Below are 22585 nucleotides of genomic sequence, written 5' to 3' on the forward strand. Positions count from 1 at the left end.
GGTGTGATACTCCACCTCATGGAGGTCAGTCATCGAAGAGTAATAAAACCCCACTCGCAGCTCAGAGCGAAGACTACGGTAGAGCAGCAATATCCGATTGAGAGGGCCCGAAACCCTCTTCGAGCCGCGATTGTTGACGGATCGCCCGTAACGAACCTCACCAATCAAATTGGGTCACTTCCGTTATATGTGTTGTTTCGTCCCCTCTGAACGTGATCGAGGCGAAACAACCGGCAACTGGCGTCCAGTAGTGTTTTCGCCTCCTAATCCGTGAGTTGAATATGGTAAACCTCTCAGCGACGGCCGCGGCCGTACTCGTGCTGTTGCTGTTCGTTGTCGGGATGGTGGCGATGGTCAACGGCTGGCTCTTGGTGGCCGGATTCAGTCTCCTAAGTGTGGCTCTTGTGATCTACTTCCGGGAAACGCGGCTCGTCGACGGCTGATCGGTCGGGTCCGTTATAGAGTGAGGAGGGGCGACGACGGCGACGTGTCCTCTGTTCGTCGGCAGCCATCCAATTTACGTCGTCCTCGTAATGTCACTAACTGGGTAGCCGGCCGCCTCGACTGAGTCGATGATCGACGCTGAGTGTTGTTTACCGTTGGTCTCGACATCGAATACGAGGTACGCCTCGCCGACTTCCAAATCCTCGACGGATCGGTCGTGGCGAACGTTGCGGATGTTCGCCCCTTGGTCGGCAATACGGCCGGAGATATCCTGCATCTTCCCCGGCTGGTCGTCAATGTGCACTCTGAGCTGGAGAAGCTGTCGTCGTTCCGTCAGCGCGTGGACGAGCACCGTCTGCAGCTGCGTCATGTCCAAGTTCCCGCCGCAGAGCAGCGGCATCACTGTCTCGCCAGCGACGTCAAGGTCGTCGCTCAGAAGCGCTGCGACCGACGCGGCACCTGCTCCCTCGACGACCTGCTTCGCTCGTTCGAGGAGCACGAGGATGGCCCGTGCGATATCGGTGTCCGAGACGGTGACCACCTCGTCGACGTTGCGCCGAATGATCTCAAAGGTCGTCTCGGAGATGCCGCCAGTTGCGATACCGTCTGCGATCGTGTCCACCTGATCAAGCGTCACCGGCATTCCCTTGTCTAGGCTCTCGTGAACCGTCTCGGCCCCGGTCGCCTGAACGCCGACGACGCGGGTTTCCGGAGAAAGGTGCTTGACGGCCGTCGAGATCCCCGAGATGAGCCCACCGCCGCCGATAGGGACGACGACGGTGTCGACCTCGGGGCAGTCGTGGTACATTTCGATGCCCAGCGTCCCCTGGCCGGCGATGATGTCCGTGTCGTCGTACGCGTGGACGAACTCGGCATCGGTCCCCTCGACCGCCGACTGGGCCCGCGACATGGTCTCTTGGAAGTCCTTCCCGACGAGTTCGACCGTAGCCCCGTACTCGCGTGTCGCATCAACCTTCGTTTGCGGGGCGTTCTCCGGCATGTAAATCGTCGAGTCGGCTCCGCATTTCGTGGCGGCCAGCGCGACCCCCTGGGCGTGGTTTCCGGCGCTCGCCGCGATGAAGTTATCGACGCCACGGTCGACGTCTTGGCTAATCTTGTTGTACGCTCCTCTAGTCTTGAACGAGCCCGTCCATTGGAGGTGTTCCATCTTCAGGTGTACCTCGGCGTCGACGAACTCACCGAGCGAGGTGCTCCGCTCGACCGGTGTCTGCTTAACGACGGTGTCGTCGTCGAGGCGTTTGGAGGCCCGTTCGATATCTGCGTACCGGACGGGGAGTCCGTCCGAGCTATCATCAGTCATTGGTTCGTGGTTATCTGTCATGTCTTAGACGGTCGGTCGCGACCTATCGCAGAATCTTCTCCCGGCCGGGGTCGAACAGCGGCTCGTCGCGCACCGTCGCGTCGTACAGTTCGCCCTCACAGCTGATCTTCACTGACGTCCCGGCCTCGGCGTACTCGCTCGGCACGTATGTGTAGGCGATCGACTCACCGATCGAGTAACCGTAGCTGCCTGCCTGAACGTACCCGATCGGCTCGTCGTCTCTGAGCACCGGTCGCCCGCTCAGTGCGATGTCGGTCGAGTCGTTGAGCGTAAGGGGGGTGATCCGGGAGTTGATCCCCTCTTCCTTCGCACGTTCGAGAGCCTCCTTGCCGACGAAGTCAGTGTCCATGTCGACCGCGAAGGAGAGACCAGCCTCGAACGGATTCGCGTCGGTGTCGATATCGGTCCCCCAGAGCCGGAACCCCTTCTCCAGACGCATCGACTCCAAGGCACCGCCGCCCATCGGCCGTACGTCGAGATCCTGCCCGGCCTCCCACAGCGTCTCCCAGAGGCGTCGGCCGTACTCGCTCGGCGCCCACAGTTCCCACCCGAGCTCCCCGACATACGAGACGCGCAAGGCGATGACAGGCACCTCGCCTACGTACATTTGCTTCGCACTGAAGTAGGGGAAGCCGTTGTCGGTGACGTCGGCGTCGGTACAGCGCTGGAGCAAGAGCCTGGACTTCGGCCCCCAGAGTCCGATAGTGGACTTCGCGCTCTCCTCGATGTTGACCGAGACGGTCTCCGGGGCGTGCTCCTCAAGCCACGAGCCGTGGATACGAGGCGAACTGCCGCCTCCGGTCGTGACCATATACTCGTCGTCGTCGAGACAGACGACGGTGACGTCCGCGAGGATACCGCCCCCCTCGTTCAGTAGGAGCGAGTAGCGCACCTGACCCACCTCGAGGTCCATGTCGTTGCTGCACATCCGCTGAAGGTACTCACCGCTTCCCTCGCCCGAGACCATGATCGAGCTGAAGGTGGTCATATCGAACATCGACACGTGCTCCCGCGTGTGGAGGTGCTCGGCCCCCTCGATCGGCGAGCGGTTGATCCCCTGCCAGCCGTCCTGTTCGGGGATGCGGTCCTCGTACCGGTCGGCGAGGTCGGCGTTCGTCTCGTACCACTGAGCCGACTCCCATCCGCCGCTCTGCACGAACTCAGCGCCGAGGTCGTGCTGCTGCTCGTAGAAGGGGCTGGTCCGCAGTCCGCGGTGGTCGTCGGGCTGCCAACGCGGTTCCACGATGCTGTACACCTGTTCGTAGCGCTCGGCTCCCCGGTCGACGAAGAAGTCCTTCTCCCCGGCGTGCGGCTCGAAGCGCCGCACGTGGATGGCGCTGGAGTCGACGGGGCCCGAGGGGAGTCGCGGGACGCCGTTCTCCATCCATTCGGCGACGATGCGACCATAGCCGGCAGAGTGAGTCCACCAGATGGCGAGCGCAGTCCAGAGCCCGTCGACCTGCGCCGTCTCGCCGACTGCGGGCATGCCGTCGGGCGTGAACACGAAGATGCCGTTCTCGGTGACGGCGTACTCTTCGTCCGCGCTGGCCGGCAGTAGCTCGTCGAACGCCTGCTTCGCTGACTTGTCCCGATTGGGATGGGTCGGACGCTCCCAGTGTTTCTTCGTGAACCCCCGGACGGACGCCTGTCGATCCTCGGTATTGAGCCCCATCTCCTCCGGGTCGACCGACAGCGCCTCGTGATTGTACGATCCCAGGCCGAGCGCGTCGCCGTGAGTCCGGAAGTACAGTGAGTGATCCTGATCGCGGCCGACGGGGCGGGTCGGCCCCTCGCTCATGTACTCTTGGATGTCGCGATTGCCGGGAACGTCGAGCCCGGCCGTGTTATCGCCGACCGCGGATTGGGCGTCTGCCAACTCCTCCATCGGTTCGGTGACTACGTACTGGTGCTCGACCGGCGCGATAGGTAGATCGATCCCGGCCAGCTGCCCGGTTTGGTACCCCCAGTTGTTCGTCGCGATGACGCACCGCTCGCAGTCGATCCGGCCCTTGTCGGTCACGACTGTCTCTATCTCACCGCCGGATACCTCCAAGTCGGTAACTTCAGTATTGCCGACGAAGGTCGCAGGCGTATTTCGGATGTACCACTGGAGCGTCTCGATGCTGTCGACGCGACCATCGGTCGGCGAGTAGTAGCCGCCCATAATCTCGTCTTCGTTCACGAGTGGGAGCCTCTCGCTAACTTCTTCGGGCGAAAGCAGTTCAGGGTCGGGTAATCCGTAGGAGGTCGCCCACTCGACGCGGCGCTGGAGGAAGTCCATCCGCTCCTCGCTCCGCGCCAGTTCGATGCCGCCGACCTCATCGTACGTCCCGATATCCGAGAGGAAGCGGTTCGTATAGTGAGCCGCCTTTGTCTGTATCTTCGATGGCGACGTCTGGAAGATGATCCCTGGCGCGTGGACCGACGATCCGCCAGTGATCGGTAACGGACCCTGATCGATGACGGTGACGTCCTCGGCTCCGAGCTCCGTCAGGTGGTATGCGATGCTACACCCCACGGCGCCGGCGCCGATGACGACGGTCGTCGACTGTGCAGGAATGTCCCTAGCGTTCATCTCTATCACAATCGATTGTCACCGTCGGTATGTTAAATACACCGGTGCTCTCGGATATCCTCACCCCAAGATCGGTCGGGAGAGCCCCTCTATCGCCGTCGTATCCGGAAACTGGGTGTCCTCACAGGGTCATATATCACGGCTGAATAGCGCATCAACCACAACATGAATGTGAGATGATGTATAACCACTACTCGATTCTCTGGTCGGCCACCAGCAAAGAGCTTCTCGTGGGTAGCGGTGTCGTCGCACTCACCCTTGTACAAGTTCTCGACATCGATCCCAAGGTTCTGTGTACTCCGGCAGAACGCAAGTGTGCGCGATCCGGGTGTGACGGTGGAGCTGGATGTGAGGCGTTGATGTATCTGATGGATCCATTGCCGTTCGTTAAGCGTTGTCCTGTTCGACCGTCTACTCGTCGATAACGAGACTGGCGATCTTGGGAACGGAGTTCGCCTCCGAACTGCGGTTCGTGAGTCGGCGTTAGAACGCCGTTCGTAGGCTCGAACGCGTGCACGGCCCTCTTTTCGGTCGCATGTGCCTCGGTCTGGCGGGTTAGGGATAGCAACCTCCGCGTTTCCGAGGGAATGACAGGGATATCACCGTCATCTCCCTGTCCGTTTCCAGCACTCGCTCGGCTACAATCGTGTCTACCGAGCGACGGTATTCCCGAAAAACATAGCGTGTTCGAGTGTCGAAATGTTTTGGTGATCGGAATGGACCACGAGGATCAGGGTCACTATCCGCGTCTCTGCGCTGTGATCAACTCCTACTCTACTCGGCATGGAGACCCGCTGACCGTCCGCAATTCGCGACGCAGAACTCTCACGACCGTCTCTCACGGCAGGGGCCGATGACAACTTATTTGACGGCGACATTTTACCATATACATGGAATGGTAGAATCCATCTCGCTAGAGATAGCAAAGGATCTGATACAGGCGGCAGAAAAGAAGGCGGAGGAGATCGACAATCCGATGGTGATCACCGTCGCCAACAGCGAGGGGAACCTCGTCGCCCAGCACCGCATGGACGGTGCTTGGCTCGCTTCCGTGAGCATCTCGCGCAACAAGGCGTACACCGCGGCCGCCTTAGAAACACCGACCCACGAACTGGCCGAACCCTCGGAGCCGGGCAACTCGCTGTACGGTCTGCAGACGACCGACGACGGGAAGATCGTGATCTTCGGCGGCGGCTACCCTCTCGAGCGCGACGGCGAGATCGTCGGGACGATCGGAGTCTCCGGCGGTGCCGTGAGTCAGGATCGGGAAGTCGCCGAAGCCGGGGTCGAACGGTGGCTCGACGTCGTTGAAAGTAAATCGATCTCAGCCGACGACTGATCGACGAGAGATGGGAGATACGGCGTCGATCGCTCGATAGGCGCTGAACACCTCGCCTCTCTCAGTTCATCCTATTTCGATCCGCTGAACGTCCGGTCGTGTCGGCCGGCGCTGGAATTCTTTCTGTGTATCCTATTGTCGGCGGCGCCGTCGCCGGGGAGAAATGCGGCCTCTCAGACGAGCCCACGGAGCAGACTCGTCCGCGTCACTTGTGGGGAGGACGTTCTATATCGTGTTCGGATATGGTTTTGAGCAGGTCTGCTAATATCTCGCTCGCGACGTCAAGGAGGTCCTCACCTAAGCCGACGCTCGCCTCGCGCGGGTCGCCGACGACGCCGTTCTCGGTGAACTCGGCCGAGTCGAACGCCAGGTTAACCCGTCCTACCCAGTCTCCCCATCGGCGGCTACCCCCCGTCGCCGCGTCATCGAGACGATCCTCGCGCACGTAGTCCGGATTCGCGTACTGGAGCAACGCCGTCTCCAAGGGGCCGCCGTGTCCCATACGAGAGGCGTTTTCACCGACCTCCTCGAACCACGTGAACGGGACCGCGTACGCATCGTCGTGGCGAGTGATCGTTCCAGCGACTTCCCGGAGAGCGGCCACGTTCCCACCGTGACCGTTTACCAGCACGACGCGGTCGAACCCGTGGAACGCCAAACTTTTGACGATGTCACGGACGTACGACCTGAAGGTCGATTCGGACGTCCAGAGCGTCCCTGAGAACTGCCGATGCTCCTCGGCGATGCTGACGGGTACTGCCGGGGACACGACGACTGGCTCGTCGAGTTGGTCGGCAGCCGTCTCGGCGATCGTCTCCGCGTTGAGGGTGTCAGTACTCAGCGCGGCGTGGGGGCCATGCTGCTCCGTACTGCCGATCGGCACCATCGCCAGATTCGTGTCCGTGTCGCGAACCTCGGTCCACGTCGCATTCTGAATCTGCATACAGTGGTGCTTTCCTCGAAGCGTATAAGATTTCACCTTATCCGACATGTAGGAACTTTGTTGGCATCGGAGGGGAGACGGTGAACCCATTGTGTTTAATCGTTGAGCGTCGTTTCGTTCAGTTATAGTCCGACGTCTCGATCACAGTCTCTGAGGACGCGCCCCCGTCGTCTCGAACTACTGTTCTCCGTCCGTTTCGAGAACCGTGGTATAAATGGGTTCCTTACTACGGGTACACCGTTATGTCGTTCTCTGGAATAGTGACCTACAGTACCATGGGTGTCAGTGGCTCATTCCGGAAACTCTCTCAGGTGATCGAGCGCTACGAGTCGGACGGGGGGGAGATACAGCACGTCGAAGCGCAGATACCCGATCGGGAATCCAAGCAGGGGTTGAACGCGACGCTTGACGTCCCTATCTCTCTGTGTTCGAAGGAGAACTCAGAAGCTGTGACATCGCCGAAGGCGGCGGAAATCACCGACGACGGAGGGCTACAGGTCAAACTCGCCCCATCGGTGTTACCGAATCTAAGTGAGTACGTTCCCGAGGAGATATCGACCGTCGAGAAGGGCGTTCGTGTGGCAGAGGGTGGCACCGTCGTGATGACGATCACGCTCACCTTCGGGGCCGAGATAGAACGACAGCATTCCGATGAGTCGACGCCCTGTACCATGGACTCTCACGCCTCTGCGACGTCTGACGTTACCGAGAACGACGAAGCTGGAGATACGGCGCCGGCCGACGAGCGTGGTGCAACGACTACTGTAGCCGAAACCGATGATCCAAACGGTATTGACGGGCAGACGGGCACCCTGACGGAGGGCACGGAGTCGCCAGGTGACCAAACGGACGGAGAGAACGAACTCGACGGTGTGCGAAACGCGGATATACCGCTGTACAAGGACGAGGAGTGTCTCCAATACTTGTACGATTCCTTCCGCACGTTCGAGGAGATGGCTCAGTGCATCGAAACGTCAGTATCTTCCGAAACTGTCCGTCGATACATGATCGAGGCGGACATCCACGAGCCGTCGACGTATGATACGGTCGGCGAGACCGTGGCGGCCGACGAGAGTTCGGCCACGGAGGACGTTGGTGGCGCCGAAGATGAGACGGACGAGCAGACGGACGTCGGAGAACGGGCCGAGGGAGCACAGCCGTCCCCCGGCATGGAGTCGGTGCAGCAGAGACGGACGGACGAGAGTAATCCGAGCGAATCGCTGTCGGATATACAACTCGTCGCCGACGGGATTGGTCTCCCCGACGGTCTCACAATCGAAGATCTAGTGGACGCGATAGAGTCGTCTATGACGGTATTCGACGTACAAAGAGAGCTAGATCTTAGCAAAGAACGCACGGAGGAGTTGCTGAAACGGCTGAATCTAATCGACCTCGTTAGGTGCAGACTTTCGCACCACTCCGATCAGCAGGTCACTCAGGATGAGATAGTCAACCGAATTCGAAGTAGTACAATGAATAACTGATACTGTTGGCACCTCACCTTCGTCAGCCGTGTGATTCGTGCATCTAGCCATGAATTCACTCGCGAGAGTCACCAGCACCACTCTGTGGCGGTAAAATGCGTTCTCAATGAAACAACGTGAAAGACAGATATCCTATTTAGGAGCCGATGATCTCTTCCGTCAACGACATTAGTCTCGTGACATGGCTTATGAGCTCAAGCCCGCTCTTCCTGAGAGTTGGAGTGGCTGATTCAACGCGGTTTTGGACGTTCTTCGCGTCCTCTCTGTCGGTACCTACTCCTCCCCCTGAGAGTTACCCGTATATATTGATGTGGAGTATCACGGGCGAACTGTTTTTTATGGATGATTCGTTGATGATCGTGTATGACAGAGTGGGACGAATCACGAACGAAGGCGGTGAGTTCCGATATCACAGAGGAATCGAATGCATTACCTGCGAAGTACTTCACTGACCCGGAAGTGTTCGAGATGGAGAAGGACAAGGTGTTCGGCCAGTACTGGGTGTACGCCGGGCACGCCAACTGTATCAAAGAGGAAGGACAGTACTTCACCCGCACCATCGGCGATCGACAGTTAATCATCGTCCGCGGTCACGACGGTGACGTCAAGGCGTTCGACAACGTCTGCGCCCACCGTGGCTCTAAGATGGTCGAGGACACGCCAATGACCGATCCCGGCGACGCGCGACGAATCAAGTGTCCGTACCACCTCTGGACGTACGACCTCGACGGAGAACTAACGAGCACGCCCAAGAGCTTCGAGGAGGCCAGCCTGAACCCTGACCTCGAAGACGACGACGTGCAGGAGTTCGATTCCGAAGAGAACGCCCTGAACCCGGTACACGTGGACTCGGTCGGACCGCTGATCTTCGTCAACCTGAGCGAGGACCCGATGCCGCTGGCGGAGCAGGCAGGTGTGATGAAAGACCGGCTCGAATCGCTTCCGCTCGGAGAGTACGAGCACGCCAGTCGGATCGTCTCAGAGGTTGAGTGCAACTGGAAGGTGTTCAGCAGCAATTACTCCGAGTGCGACCACTGCCAAGCTAACCATCAGGACTGGATCAAAGGGATCTCGCTCAACGAGTCCGAACTCGAAGTCAACGACTACCACTGGGTCCTCCACTACACCCACGCTCAAGACGTAGACGACGAACTGCGAATCCACGACGAGCACGAGGCGCAGTTCCACTACTTCTGGCCCAACTTCACGGTGAACATGTACGGCACCGCCGACGGATACGGCACGTACATCATCGACCCCATCGACGAGGGCCGATTCCAACTGATCGCGGACTACTACTTCGAGGACGCCGACCTCTCGGATGAAGAAGAGGAGTTCATCCGGACGAGCCGGCAGCTCCAGGAAGAGGACTTCGAGTTGGTCGAACGACAGTGGGAGGGCCTCAGAACCGGTGCGCTCTCCCAGGCGCAACTCGGCCCCAACGAGCACACCGTCCACCGATTTCACCAACTCGCTCAGGAAGCCTACGACAAATGAGCTCACAAGACCAAGCGCAGTACGTCGCCGTTTGTCCGGAGTGCGATGTTACGAGGCAGACCGATGCCCCGAACGAAATCGTCGAATTCTACCGGCGTCACTATCGGGTGACGGGGCACGACGTCGAGTTAGAACGCGCGAAGCCGGACCTGAACGGCGAGATCGAGACGGAGAACGATCTCAAGGACGTCGTCCGTCAACTCGAAGAACAGTACGAAAACGGCGTTCCCATAGGCGTCGTCGCGGCAGTGATGAGCGAGCGGGGGAAGTCGGTCAAGCAAACTCTGGACGAGATTCACGAAATACGAATGAGCGGCGGACTATATGAACCGCAGGACGACCATCTAGGGGCGTTCTGATCTCCCCGACCGTTCGCAACCAGCTCGGAACGAACAGTAGATGAACGAGAGCCGTCCGGACCAGTCGTTCGACACCAGTTCCCCCCTGACGAATCGGTCTTCGGGCTCGGAGGGTCGAACGGTCCACGTTAATTTTCGCGCTACGTAGCGTCGAAATTCTGAGGACGCATGCGAACGATCTATCGACTTAGCCTGGATCCGTATCTCGACTCGGTCGGGTCGCCGTACGACCATTAACGCCTGAACCTACCTCGAAGTCCGTCACGCGACAAAACCCGGGGCCCGTTCTGTCGAGAGGAACGGGGAGGCCGCCGTCGATACCCGGGGGATATAATGACACTCCATATCACGGGTGAACCCTTTTTGTCGAATCCCCCAACCTAGGAATTGTATGACACAGTGGAGAGAATCCCAGACGAAGGCTGTCAGCCCTGATATCACGGCGAAGTCGAACGCGCTACCGGCGAGGTATTTCACCGATCCGGAGGTGTTCGAGATGGAGAAGGACAAGGTGTTCGGCCAGTACTGGGTGTACGCCGGGCACGCCAACTGCATCGAAGAGGCGGGGCAGTACTTCACCCGGACCATCGGCGATCGACAGCTAATCGTCCTCCGAAACGACGATGGTTCGATTGAGGCGTTCCACAACTCCTCGCCCGAGGAAGGGCAGAACCGCGTGGCCGAGACGCCAATGACGGAGCCCGGTGGTGTCGATACCGATGAACTCGCCGGGAGTGAAGAGGTACACGTGGACTCGATCGGACCGCTAGTCTTCGTCAACCTGAGCGAGGACCCGATGCCGCTGGCGGAGCAGGCAGGTGTGATGAAAGACCGGCTCGAATCGCTTCCGCTCGGAGAGTACGAGCACGCTAGTCGGATCGTCTCGGAGGTTGAGTGCAACTGGAAGGTGTTCAGCAGCAATTACTCCGAGTGCGACCACTGCCAGGCCAACCACCAGGACTGGATCAAAGGAATCTCGCTCAACGAGTCCGAACTCGAAGTCAACGACTACCACTGGGTCCTCCACTACACTCACGCTCAAGACGTGGACGACGAACTGCGAATCCACGACGAGCACGAGGCGCAGTTCCACTACTTCTGGCCCAACTTCACGGTGAACATGTACGGCACTGCCGACGGATACGGCACGTACATCATCGACCCCATCGACGAGGGCCGGTTCCGACTGATCGCGGACTACTACTTCGAGGACGCCGACCTCTCGGATGAAGAAGAGGAGTTCATCCGGACGAGCCGGCAGCTCCAGGAAGAGGACTTCGAACTGGTTGAGCGACAGTGGCAGGGTCTCAAAACCGGTGCGCTCTCCCAGGCGCAACTCGGCCCCAACGAGCACACCGTCCACCGATTCCACCAACTCGCTCAAGAAGCCTACAACTCCTAACTGAAACGGAGGATCTAATTTTCTATCGGACGGACGTCGGGCGAAGTGTCGCAGAGACAGTTCGGGGAGGATGACGACAGGGTAGTGTCTCGTAGTTCGGCGCGAAAAGGAGTCTCATACCGCCTCTATCGCAAGAGGAAGATCGGTTTGCCGCACCGTTCGTGCAGAGTCGGCTGTCGGATGTCTCTCTAGAGTATTTCGCCTACCGGATATCTGGCCGTCACTGAGGTGGAAAAGGGTACGACGAGAGAGTGTATCTGGATACCTCCGCGCCGTTTCGAGCATCGTTCCGGTCAGTCGTCCGGACTACGCGTTCTCGTGCGAAAGGACGGAGATCTTCTATCGGCATCATCCGATAAGCTCACTGAGCAACCGCTAGCACGCCGTCTCGTCGCAACGACGCATTCGGCCTGTGGTCAACCCACCCTATCATTGGGCTCTGCAGTTCAACTGTCGGTGACGGTAGTGACAGGCATGAATTTGAACGTAAAGGTGACGGATGGAGACACACCGAAGACTCCGTCAACCCCATCGTTACGATGTCCGTGGACGCCTTGTCGTCCACCGGTCGAATCGATTTTTGGGGTCAGTCGTCTACGAATCTCCGAGGTGGAATAATCCCTCTCAAGTGTACTGATATCGGTTAGTCACGGCATGTCGTCTGCGGAGTGCGCCCCGACACATACGATCACATCGTTTACATTTTAGGTTTCTAACGGCGCGTAATACCCCGAATATAAGTGCGCCCTACACACAGGAGACGGTGGAGCTATCGAACTAATGTCCATGAACGCTGTCGTCTACAAGGGCGAACGAGAGGTAGCGGTAGAAGAGGTAGAAGAGCCGGAGATAGAGCACCCGAACGACGTCGTAATCGACATCACGACGACGTGCATCTGCGGGTCCGACCTCCACATGTACGAAGGGCGAACAGCCGCAGAGCCCGGACTCGTGTTCGGACACGAGAATCAGGGAATCGTGACAGAGGTCGGTGACGCAGTGAGTTCGCTCGAAGTGGGAGACCGCGTCGTTGCACCGTTCAACGTCGCGTGCGGATTCTGCGATAACTGTGAGGACGGTTACACAGGCTTCTGTACCAACGTCAACACCGGGTTCGCCGGCGGCGCGTACGGGTACGTCGCGATGGGACCGTATCAGGGAGGGCAGGCCGAGAAGCTCCGAATTCCGTACGCCGATTTCAACGCCCTCAAGCTTCCCGACGGCAATGAACACGAAGACTCGTTCGCACTACTCGCAGACATCTTCCCGACGGGGTGGCACGGCACAGAACTCGCCAACCTCGAATCGGGCGATTCCGTGGCCATCTACGGCGGTGGGCCGGTTGGGTTGATGGCCGCCTACAGTGCTAAACTCAAAGGTGCCGCTGAGATCTTTGTCGTCGACCGCGTCCAAAGCCGTCTCGAACTGGCCGAGGAACACTGCGACGCGACGCCCATCAACTTCGAGGAGGAGGACCCGGTCGAGCAGATCAAGAACATCCACGGCGGCGGCGTTGACAAGGGTATCGACGCCGTCGGCTACCAGGCTATCGACCCCGCGAAGGAAGGCGATGGAGCGTACGATCCTGCCCGTGAGAACCCGGCCGTCGTCATCAATAATCTCATTCGGACGGTCCGTCCCACCGGTGAGCTCGGTATCCCCGGGCTTTACGTTCCGGACGACCCCGGTGCGCCGGATGAGATGGCCGCACAGGGTCGCCTCGGCATCGACTTCGGCCTCCTCTTCGAGAAGGGACAGGCTCTCGGGACGGGTCAATGTAACGTCAAGGAGTACAACAGTGAACTTCGGGACATGATCATCCAAGGACGCGCCGATCCTAGTTGGGTCGTCTCCCACCGCGTCGGCCTCGACGAAGCGCCGGAGATGTACGAGAAGTTCGACAACCGTGAGGAGGGCGTTACGAAGGTCCTGTTGGAGCCGTAAGTTCCGCCACCTCCGGTGTTCGGCGGTATCGACGGTGCGATGCTACACGTGGCGCTGCAACTCTGACTCTCCGAGCACCGATGCAGAGGGGACGTCGGAGCGACGTGATGTCCCCCCGACGGTTGTCTCTGGCGAACCAGAGTCAGCCGATAGGTCCGCAAGTATTAGACGACCCGATAAAACAGAATAGGGAGAGAAATGACCCTGAACGGGAGTCAGGAGGACTCGCGCGGGAAGGGATCGTCAGCGTCCTGGTTTATCTGTTCGTTCGACGCTACTAGGCAGGTATCGAGATCCTCAACGAGCGTATTTCTGTCCAGACCACTTCCGATGAACACCAGCCGTGTGGCTGGATCGTCGTCTCCCCACTCGCCGATGGGACCGGCCTGGACGGAGGGACCGGCCTGACTCACGCCGACGACCGTCTCTGGGCGACTCGCCACCCACGCGAACCCTTTCGCCCGGATGATTTCGCCGTCCCAGTCGTCAAGCCACCCGTCGAATCGCTCGGGGTGGAAGGGCTGTTCTCGACGATAGGCGAAGGACTCGACGCCATGCGCCTCCGCCGCCGAGACGGCGGTGGCACCATGGTCGTGATTCGTATCTTCTGATTTGCTGGCCAGTGTCCTCTTCCAGCCTTGCTGTCGCTGCGCCTCCTCAAAGTCGAACAGGCCGGTGTCGAGAACTGTGTCCGAATCCACCTCGCTGTACGTCGTTCTGTGGAGTGTAGCACGGGGTTGAAGTTCGCGGATTACGGCCTCGATAGACTCTAACGCAGCCTCGGGCACCATGTCACACTTGTTCAGTAGCAGTACCTCACAGAACTCGATTTGATCAATCAACACCTCGGTCAAAGGACGCTCTGGATCAGGGGCGGCATCAGGAAGCGATTCCTCGGGGTTGAACGCCTTCCAAAACCCGTAAGCGTCTATGACTGAAACCGTCGTATCGAGGCGGAACTGATCCGGCAGACTGCCTTCTTCTGTACCCTCCGTAAGCGCCTGAGCGATGGGAATTGGTTCGCTAATTCCCGACGCCTCGACGACAAGGTAATCGAACGAACGTTCCTCGGCCAATCGGGTTGCTTGTGTTACGAGATCGTCCTGAAGTCGACAGCAGATACAGCCATTCGAGAGATCGATGACGCCCTTCTCCGTTTGGTCGGCGATCAGTTCCGCGTCGACGTTGATGTCGCCCATGTCGTTGACAATGACTGCGATCCGCCTATCGCCGGGATCTTTTAGCAGGTGGTTGACCAGCGTAGTCTTACCCGCGCCCAGCGGTCCGCTGATGACGGTGATGGGAACTTCGCTTGTAGACATGTCCACCGTACGTACCCAGTCATGATGTTTAATGACTTCTCCGACGAGACCGTCAGGTCCCCGAGATTGTTATCGTACGGATGAACTAGCGCTTAAAGCGTAGCTCTGGGAGTCTCAATCCCACGCGTACGCTCGATCAACAGAGGAACTCCTTAGGTCGGTTGCGAACTTGAAACGTAGTCTTACGTATATTTTGCGGAAGCATTCGACAATCCGGGCCGGACGACGCTGAATATCGACCGAGTTTTACACATAATAGAAACAGACGAACGGAAAACGAATGAACGTATGTAGTTGATCGCTGCCGTGCTCCTGTTTGATGGCGGCGTAAACCCTTCTTGTAGAGGAGAATCCCCTCAACGGCGACATCGAGTGTATTGAACTCAACAGCGCTGACCTCTGGAGGAAAAACCCTCCACTTGGCGGATCATCTATCTCTTGGGGAACGCGCAGAGGGAATCGTTTGCCGTCGTCGCGGCGAGTGAAGTGGTTTAGCGGGGTGGGGAAGTCAGTCGTCCGCAGTAGCCGTCTCGTCTATATCGGCGGTCTGCTCGTCGATACCGTCGATCGGTCGATCGGGGATCATCTGGTTAAGTTCCTCGGGAGCGCCGAGTTGAGCGTCGGTCTCGTTGGGGTTCTCAAGCTCCGTCCGGCCGAACTGCACAGAGAGTTCGTCATCGAGATGGAGCTGTATTGCCTCGAGGAGGGCCTCAGCCTCGAGTGGTTGTCCGAGCCTCTCTAGATCCGCCTCCGTGGCGTCCGGTGGGACATTAAACGCGCGCTGAGCAATGATCGGCCCTTGGTCCAGATCCGTAGTCACGTAGTGGGCGGTGACACCAGCGATACGGGCTCCTTCCTCGAGAGCCTGTCTGTACGCGGCGGCTCCGGGGAACGCGGGGAGCAGACTCGGATGAACGTTGATTATCTGGCTCTCGTAGCGGAAGACGACCTCGGGCGAAAGAATGCGGATATAGCGAGCCAGTGCAATCAGATCGATGTCGTACTCCGCGAGTAGGTCGAGTAGTTCTTCTTCGTCGGGACTTCCATTCTCGTCACCGATTACGTGGAAAGGAACACCGTACTCCGCCGAGAGGGACGAAAGGTCGTCGTGGTTACCGACAACCACCTCGATATCCGCGTCGAGGTCGCCGTTGTCCCAAGCCTCGAGCAGAGCTTCGAGGCAGTGGCTCTCCTTCGTAACGAGTACGGCGATGGACTGGTTCTCGCAGTCGGACGGGAACTGTACCTGCGTATCGACCCCGAACCGATCGCCTAGATCTTCGAGGTCTCGTTGAAACTGTAGTTGGGTCGGATCCATCTCCGACGTGTCGACCTGCATCGTCATCCGGAATGTACCGTCTCGGACGGCCTGATCGATATCGACGATGTTGACGTCTCGCTCGAACAGGAAAGAGGTCACCTCGGCGATGAGACCCGTGTCGTCTTCTCCGATGACTGTTATCTCAGTCCACTCACGGGTCATACCTGTTCCCTCCTGCAACTCCTACCGTACGTTCTCCTCGTCTTCCGACGGTTCGATCTGGTGGCATCCACGCACTCACGGAGCGGCGAATCGTAGTCCACCGAAGTGGACACTTGGATCTCGGTGACAGGCATTCAATTACTTGATGTGGTAGGGAGGAGCATAGTCGTGAATGAGTAATATAGAACCTCATTAATACTGAATCGCATTTTTCGGGTAATTAACCATCTTCCTCCTGAAAACGGCCGAATACGTTGTGTTTGATGAGCCGCATCACCTAACGAAACTGACCATCTGAAAAGTCATGTAGCACGGCGCACGCGTAGTAGCGTTGCGGGGAAGTTCAGCCGCTTTAGGCGTGTTGTGCCGAACTAGTTACGCCTGATTACGCACGTATTCGACGACGGTCGCCGGTTCTTCGTCCAGCCCACCACCCTGAGCGAAGGTTGAACCGCCGCCGCCCCCACCGCCGAACTCTGCTGTAACATCGTCGACTATCCCGCTGGCATCCGGGTCACCCGTTGTCGCGACGACCAAGAACGAACTACCGTCGACACCAGCAAGTACGATAACGTCCCCAGCATCGCCAGCGAGTTCCCGGACCCGTTCGGAAATGTCGTTCGGACCCACGCCCTCAACTTCACCGATTAGCCAGTGGTCACCATCCTTCGACACTGTTTCATCCTCTAAGGTCGACAGGCGTTCCTCTAACAAACGTTCGTGTAGCTGATTAATCTCCTCCTCAAGGGAGGTGTTCTCCTGCACGAGACCGGTAGCGCGTTTCGGAAGCTCTTCGACGCTCGTACTCATCGCACTCGCCGCGTGCTCAACGCTTTTTCTCTCGCTAATCTGCGCTTGGATAGCTGCGGGACCGACAGCGTACTCAACGCGGATGAGATTGGATCCCGGGTTCGAGACGTCTAGCACCGCCATCGGTCCGATTTCACCGGTGTTCTTCACGTGCGTGCCACCACACGCCGCGATATCCCACCCATCGACCTCAACCACACGAACCGTATCAGACGGTTCGTCTCCGTCGGTCAAATTGAACACTATGTCGTCGCGTTTATGGGCTCGTTCGCTCTTCACGGCTTCCCACGTAACCTCGCGAGAGTCCCAGATGACTTCGCGGACCATCCGTTCAAACGTGAGAGCACTCACGTCGTCCGGATCATAATCGGTCTCGAAATCAAGGCGAATTTTCTCCGGTCGGATGTCGAATCCGCCGTACCCAGGATCGTCGAACAGTCTCCGTCCTGCACCATACACCAGATGGCTCGCGGTGTGCGCTCGCATGCAGTACGTCCGATACTCTTCATCGATCTGACCTGTGATAGTTTCGCCCGCCTCAAAGTGAGGATCTGTCGCAAGGGTATGGACAGTCTCACCGTCTCGTTTCTGTACGTCGATGACATCCAGACCGTCTACGGTGCCGCTATCGGCAGGTTGCCCTCCCCCTTCCGGGTAGAAATACGTCCGGTCTAGGCGGACTGCACATCCGTCAACGGAACGAACGGTCGCCTCAAACTCCGTCACGTACGGCTCCTGTGCCGATAGATTGCTAGTTGACTCGGCGGCCATCGTCGGGAGCCTCATTCCCCTCCTACATAAACAGTAGGATAGGAATAGATGCTGAGACATATTCAGTCATCTTGGATCTACATAAATTCGGCTACAGTCGTTGTATCGAGGAAGCGAGAAGCGGCTTTGAGTCGGCGGAACTATACCGGTAAGCTGTCCCAACCACAACACGCAGGAAAATTTATATTTGGTTGATCCAAGTAGACTCAACTGCACGTCGAGTGAGAGGTTATCTCACGGCGTATATTTTGGGATACTCCCATCCGAACTGGCGGTGTGGCAATACATTAATACCAGTACCAAATCCCTATTTGGTATGGAATACCACGAGGCAGTCGACTATCTGGAGAGTTTAAACCGTTCCCGGCCAAAGCTGGGAACGGAGACGACCGCTAGAATGTTGTCTACCCTCGGTGATCCACATGAGGATGTCAATTGCGTCCAGATAGCAGGGTCAAACGGGAAAGGAAGCACGGCGGTGATGCTCGAGCAGATATTGCGGGAGGCCGGTCTCGATGTCGGACTGTACACGTCACCGGATCTAAACGATTTCCGCGAGCGCATTCGGCTTAACGGACGGAAAGTACCGAAAGACTATGTCAGGTCGTTCGCCGAGAAAATTAAACCGTGCGTATCTCGCCTACGTAGTGAAGGTGACTGCCCCACGTACTTCGAGGTGCTTACCGTACTTGCACTCCACTATTTCGGAGACGAAGGCGTCGACATGGCGGTCCTGGAGGTCGGTATCGGAGGTCGGCACGACGCGACAAGCGTGGTAGACCCGGTGGCGAGTGCAGTCACGAACGTGAGCCTAGAACATACTGATATCCTCGGCGAGACGGTTCGAGAAATCGCCCGAGACAAAGCACAGGTCGCACCAGACGGAAAACGGCTCGTGACGAGTGCGGATGGCGAAGCGCTCGAAGCGATCCAAGCGGAAACGGAGGTCGTCACGGTGGGGGAGACAGAGGCCGATATCGTTGCCCGAGAGGGAAAGATGACCTCGCGAGTTGAAACGTCCGTATCCATAGTTGGCCCGAACTGGGACGTCGCGGCGAACCTTTCGTTGCTCGGTCAACACCAAGCGACGAACGCCGGAATCGCCGCGACTCTCGCCCGGCAGGTATCAGACGTTGATACCCCAGTGATCGAACGCGGTCTCCGCAGTACCCACTGGCCAGGTAGGTTCGAGGTGATGTCGACTGATCCGCTTGTAATCCTCGATGGTGCCCACAATCCAGCCGCGTGTAGGACAGTCGCAGATCTCATCGGCCGGTACGAATTTGACGAACTGCACCTCGTCTTCGGGGCTATGAAAGAAAAGGATCATGCGAGGATGGCAGAAGCGCTCCCCAAAGCGGACGTAGTTCGTCTCTGTCAGCCAGACGTGAGTCGAGCCGCCTCCTTCGACACGCTCTCGGACGCGTTCGCATCGTGTACAGCCGAGGTCGTACAGAACGGAACGGTTCAGATGGCAGTCGAGGAGGCACTCGACGCGGCGGGCGACGACGATTGTGTGCTAATCACGGGCTCGTTGTACGTCGTCGCCGAAGCCCGCAACCGATGGACGCGGCTCCAGATTCCGAAACGAGTGCATACACTCGACACTGCACACTCTATTCTTACAGAGGCGTCCATCCGAGAGGAGTTCGCCGAAGACATCACCACACACACGTTCAAGACCAGACTATACGATAGGCAGGCAGAGTATCTACAACAACTGATGCAACGTATCGGCGGGATGTGTGTCATCTCGGATGTTGATTCCTCTGGCAGACAAGTCACTGTCATCCTGTCCGGAACCACCGCTCAGTACGAGCGGCTGGCCGACACAGTGCGTGGCAGTGATCTGGGGATTTCGCACACATCGGACCAATTTAACGAGGTTATTCGCAATGGCGAAGCGGCCGACCGGCGTCCGTGGAACGCCGACACGGCAGTTATGGGAATTCTGAACGTGACGCCAGACAGTTTCTACGACGGTGGCCGGTACAGCAAGGTGAAGGATGCCGTACGGCGCGCCCGTGAGATGATTTCGTCGGGCGCGGACATCGTCGACGTTGGTGGCGAAAGTACTCGACCGGGCGCCGATTCGATCACAGTCGAGGAGGAGGTTGAGCGTGTCGTCCCAGTCATTGAGCGCATTTCTGACGTTGACGTGCCAATCTCCGTCGATACGAGACGGGCCGCTGTCGCAGACGCTGCCTTAGATGCAGGCGCAGACATAATCAACGATGTCTCTGGGCTGGCGGACCCGGACATGCGGTTCGTCGCCGCCGCTCACGACGCGCCGATCGTCGTCATGCACAGCGTAGACACTCCCGTCGATCCGGACCGTACAGTAGCGTACGACGACGTCGTGGAAGACGTCATCCGAGAACTTAACGAACGAGTGTTACTCGCCGAACAGGCGGGACTTAGTCGTGATCAAATCATCGTGGACCCTGGACTCGGTTTCGGGAAATCCGCCGCAGAGTGTTTCGAGCTGGTTGACAGGCTGGGGGAGCTGCACGCTCTCGGGTGCCCAATCATGGTCGGCCACTCTCGTAAGTCCATGTTCGAGCGCGTTGACTGTAGCTCTACCGGGCGATTACCTCCCACGGTAGCAACCACGACGATGGCAGCCGAGCGAGGAGCGGACATCGTTCGCGTCCACGATGTCGCAGAGAACGCCGCTGCAGTCCGGACATGTCGCGAGATAAGTGGCATGGACAGGTGAAATGCGATATATAGGTTCAAAGGCGGCAGACCGCCGAACGAAATCAGCGAAGACGACACTCGAACCGAGATGCGGTGTGCTCGCACCCCTTGAAAGAAGCCTCGTAGAGATGGCTAATCAGAAGTGGTGCGAGATCGGCTCCTCAACGGCACATAGGACACGGTGGAGGAAGTGTGTTGATAAGCGTCGCGACCATCCCCCCGCCGGCCAGCAGTTTGTCCTCCATGCTTTTCGTGGATCGGACGGCGCAGATGTACTACAACGTCATCTCTGGGTTCCTTGGATTCTGCGTCCGCGACGGCGTCCTCTCACGGAACCCGGCGACGACGGACCGCGCCCGTGAGCCCTTGCCTCGCGACGACCAAGACCGCACTCAGCAGTTCTGGACCCCGGATGTCCGTCGGCAGCTGGTCGAGTACACGAACGAGCGAGCGTGCGAGGCCATCGAGGAAGACGGCCTCGACGCGACGCAGGCAGTCCAAGAGCGGGCGTTCGTCCACGTTCTCGCGTATACGGGCGTCAGAGGTGCAGAGGTCTTCCGAGTAAGCGGCGACGACCGCGAGGGCCGACAAGGACTGACGCGGAGTCGAGCAGACCGAGAGTCGTGGACGTTCCCTTGATTTTGCTGGAGGTCAGCAGAGATATCGTGAACGTGCACAAAGCCGGTACTACCTGAGCTGCTGGAGGGTTGGTACCGATGAAGATCCACGGTTCTGGAGGAAGTTCACTGATTCTGAAGATGGAATCGCCGTTGAGACCACAGTTGGCAAGCTGAAGGAGGGACTTCGACCTGAAGATGATGACAGTATGTTAATGGGGTTAGCACGGTATGTGTCTGAAGATACAGAGTGGATACCGGAGCATGATCCTCCGATTTACTTCTATAAGAGGCCGAAGTTTGGAATGGAAAACGAACTTCGGGTTTTGGTCGGACATGGACCGAAGCCGATGGTGGAAGTCTCCGATGCAGGTATCGTTCCGGATGACTGGGGCGAGGACAAAGATGATGCAATATTCATTGACGTGAATTTAGAGGAGGTCATGGATCGAATCGTTGTAGCACCAGATGTTCCTCGCGATAAGTTTGATGAGGTGAAGAAAATGGTTTCAGATCGGTTCGATGGCTGCATCCCCGTTGTGAGGTCTCGACGGCTCTGGGACCAAGAACCTGGGCCGAGCCATATGCTGTTCGGAAGCGATATTTATCGAATTACCCCGGACACGATAGAGGAAGAATTAGAGAAAGAAGGTGTCCAGACAGATCTATTCATCTGGGATGCAGTCGATGTAGTGCACGTGGTTCCACCTAACATCCCGTTTGACAATACAGCGGTGTTCGGTCATTTCGAGATTCATAGATATCAGGGTGAAACGCCGCCTATATTCTGCTATGGGCAAGATCATCTCGATTATCAAACCTGTGTTCATCGGCACGGTGAAACCGGGTTGATTAGCAAGGATGGGTTCGATCAGAACTGATTGTTTAGAGCGCCAGGGAAATTGAGTGGCTTGCTACCTGTGCCTCTGCGGTTGGTCGTAAACAGTGTTTTGGACACGTTCCGAACCCAGCCGAGAGCGTCACAATCTCAGATAACGGGGGGGTTCGGATGTTTTAGGTCGGAGAAGGGTCAGATGACGGAGTATAGTGGTGTACAGAGATTACTCTCTCAACTCGAATTCAAGGATGTGATGTTCTCCGTAGGCTTGTTGATGTTTATCTTGAGCGTCTAATATTTTGTCCACGCTTTCCTTTGACATCTCTAAATCACAGTGAGAACACGTTACACGATACATTGGCTCCACTCATACTCTCTACTCCATCCACGCCAACTAGTAAGAAAGAATTGGCTACCTGTGCCGGGTTATCTACTATTTACTCGTATCTTGAACAAGATATCCTCTGTACCGAGCAATTCGATCCGCTCGCATTGAGTGCCGAGGCGATGGCCAATATGCGCCCTGTATTCAGCAATCGGTGGAATTTATCACCGTGTGAGGGCTTCAACAAGGTTCTACGGATGAATCGTGATTTCAGGGAAGTACGATTCATAAAAGGAGGCGTTCTGCTGGACGCTTCGACTCACGAACTCACCGGTCCCGATGATTTTGAGACCCGGAGCGTGTTTTCGACAGAACAGACGACGCCATTGT

The 22585-nt window shown here is 57.9% G+C and carries 16 protein-coding genes and 1 pseudogene; 11 read left to right on the plus strand and 6 right to left on the minus strand.

Features of this window, described 5'->3' with window-relative positions:
* Positions 1 to 281: 281 nt before the first annotated feature.
* Positions 282 to 443, plus strand: a complete 162-nt coding sequence (locus tag ACZ522_RS02340) for a hypothetical protein (protein ID WP_379694617.1) — start codon at positions 282 to 284, stop codon at positions 441 to 443.
* Between the two features lie 74 nt (positions 444 to 517).
* Here ACZ522_RS02340 and ilvA read toward each other — a convergent pair whose 3' ends face one another.
* Positions 518 to 1765, minus strand: a complete 1248-nt coding sequence (gene ilvA / locus ACZ522_RS02345) for a threonine ammonia-lyase (protein WP_379694614.1) — start codon at positions 1763 to 1765, stop codon at positions 518 to 520.
* A 43-nt stretch (positions 1766 to 1808) separates the two neighbouring features.
* On the minus strand, positions 1809 to 4361 hold the full coding sequence (locus ACZ522_RS02350; RefSeq protein WP_379695221.1) for a GcvT family protein: 2553 nt from the start codon (positions 4359 to 4361) through the stop codon (positions 1809 to 1811).
* Between the two features lie 895 nt (positions 4362 to 5256).
* Here ACZ522_RS02350 and ACZ522_RS02355 point away from each other — a divergent pair.
* Positions 5257 to 5700: a GlcG/HbpS family heme-binding protein gene (locus ACZ522_RS02355; RefSeq protein WP_379694611.1), complete on the plus strand. Its 444-nt coding sequence runs from the start codon at positions 5257 to 5259 to the stop codon at positions 5698 to 5700.
* A gap of 205 nt (positions 5701 to 5905) precedes the next feature.
* Here ACZ522_RS02355 and ACZ522_RS02360 read toward each other — a convergent pair whose 3' ends face one another.
* A complete protein-coding gene (locus ACZ522_RS02360; protein WP_379694609.1) occupies positions 5906 to 6643 on the minus strand; it encodes a creatininase family protein in 738 nt (245 codons plus the stop codon).
* A 275-nt stretch (positions 6644 to 6918) separates the two neighbouring features.
* Between ACZ522_RS02360 and ACZ522_RS02365 the strand changes: the two genes are divergently transcribed.
* The 6 genes and pseudogenes from ACZ522_RS02365 (at position 6919) to ACZ522_RS02390 (ending at position 13329) form a co-directional block, all read left to right on the plus strand.
* Positions 6919 to 8127, plus strand: a complete 1209-nt coding sequence (locus ACZ522_RS02365) for a DUF8073 domain-containing protein (protein WP_379694607.1) — start codon at positions 6919 to 6921, stop codon at positions 8125 to 8127.
* Between the two features lie 363 nt (positions 8128 to 8490).
* Positions 8491 to 9624: an aromatic ring-hydroxylating oxygenase subunit alpha gene (locus ACZ522_RS02370; protein ID WP_379694605.1), complete on the plus strand. Its 1134-nt coding sequence runs from the start codon at positions 8491 to 8493 to the stop codon at positions 9622 to 9624.
* Positions 9621 to 9707 (plus strand): annotated as a pseudogene (locus ACZ522_RS02375) (hypothetical protein); the annotation flags it as partial. The gene ACZ522_RS02370 and the pseudogene ACZ522_RS02375, both read left to right, overlap by 4 nt.
* A gap of 24 nt (positions 9708 to 9731) precedes the next feature.
* Positions 9732 to 9983 (plus strand): hypothetical protein, encoded by a 252-nt coding sequence (locus tag ACZ522_RS02380; RefSeq protein WP_464391765.1) that lies wholly within the window; start codon positions 9732 to 9734, stop codon positions 9981 to 9983.
* 391 nt (positions 9984 to 10374) lie between these two features.
* Positions 10375 to 11385: an aromatic ring-hydroxylating oxygenase subunit alpha gene (locus ACZ522_RS02385; RefSeq protein WP_464391750.1), complete on the plus strand. Its 1011-nt coding sequence runs from the start codon at positions 10375 to 10377 to the stop codon at positions 11383 to 11385.
* A gap of 786 nt (positions 11386 to 12171) precedes the next feature.
* A complete protein-coding gene (locus ACZ522_RS02390; protein WP_379695217.1) occupies positions 12172 to 13329 on the plus strand; it encodes a glutathione-independent formaldehyde dehydrogenase in 1158 nt (385 codons plus the stop codon).
* Between the two features lie 215 nt (positions 13330 to 13544).
* Here ACZ522_RS02390 and ACZ522_RS02395 read toward each other — a convergent pair whose 3' ends face one another.
* The 3 genes from ACZ522_RS02395 to ACZ522_RS02405 all read right to left on the minus strand — a co-directional run bounded on the left by ACZ522_RS02395 (position 13545) and on the right by ACZ522_RS02405 (position 17715).
* Positions 13545 to 14651, minus strand: coding sequence for a CobW family GTP-binding protein (locus ACZ522_RS02395; RefSeq protein WP_379695215.1), 1107 nt, complete (start codon positions 14649 to 14651; stop codon positions 13545 to 13547).
* A 508-nt stretch (positions 14652 to 15159) separates the two neighbouring features.
* Positions 15160 to 16134, minus strand: coding sequence for a formyltetrahydrofolate deformylase (locus ACZ522_RS02400; protein ID WP_379695214.1), 975 nt, complete (start codon positions 16132 to 16134; stop codon positions 15160 to 15162).
* A gap of 375 nt (positions 16135 to 16509) precedes the next feature.
* Complete coding sequence (locus tag ACZ522_RS02405) at positions 16510 to 17715, minus strand: alanyl-tRNA editing protein (protein ID WP_379695212.1); 1206 nt, start codon at positions 17713 to 17715, stop codon at positions 16510 to 16512.
* A 316-nt stretch (positions 17716 to 18031) separates the two neighbouring features.
* Here ACZ522_RS02405 and folP point away from each other — a divergent pair, with 316 nt between their 5' ends.
* The 3 genes from folP (at position 18032) to ACZ522_RS02420 (ending at position 21913) form a co-directional block, all read left to right on the plus strand.
* Entirely contained in the window at positions 18032 to 20434 is a 2403-nt protein-coding gene (gene folP, locus ACZ522_RS02410) for a dihydropteroate synthase (protein WP_379695210.1), read from the plus strand.
* Between the two features lie 224 nt (positions 20435 to 20658).
* Positions 20659 to 21054, plus strand: a complete 396-nt coding sequence (locus ACZ522_RS02415) for a hypothetical protein (protein WP_464391751.1) — start codon at positions 20659 to 20661, stop codon at positions 21052 to 21054.
* A 211-nt stretch (positions 21055 to 21265) separates the two neighbouring features.
* Positions 21266 to 21913, plus strand: coding sequence for a hypothetical protein (locus ACZ522_RS02420; RefSeq protein ID WP_379695206.1), 648 nt, complete (start codon positions 21266 to 21268; stop codon positions 21911 to 21913).
* Positions 21914 to 22585 lie beyond the last annotated feature (672 nt).

The sequence above is a fragment of the Halopelagius fulvigenes genome (assembly GCF_055398025.1).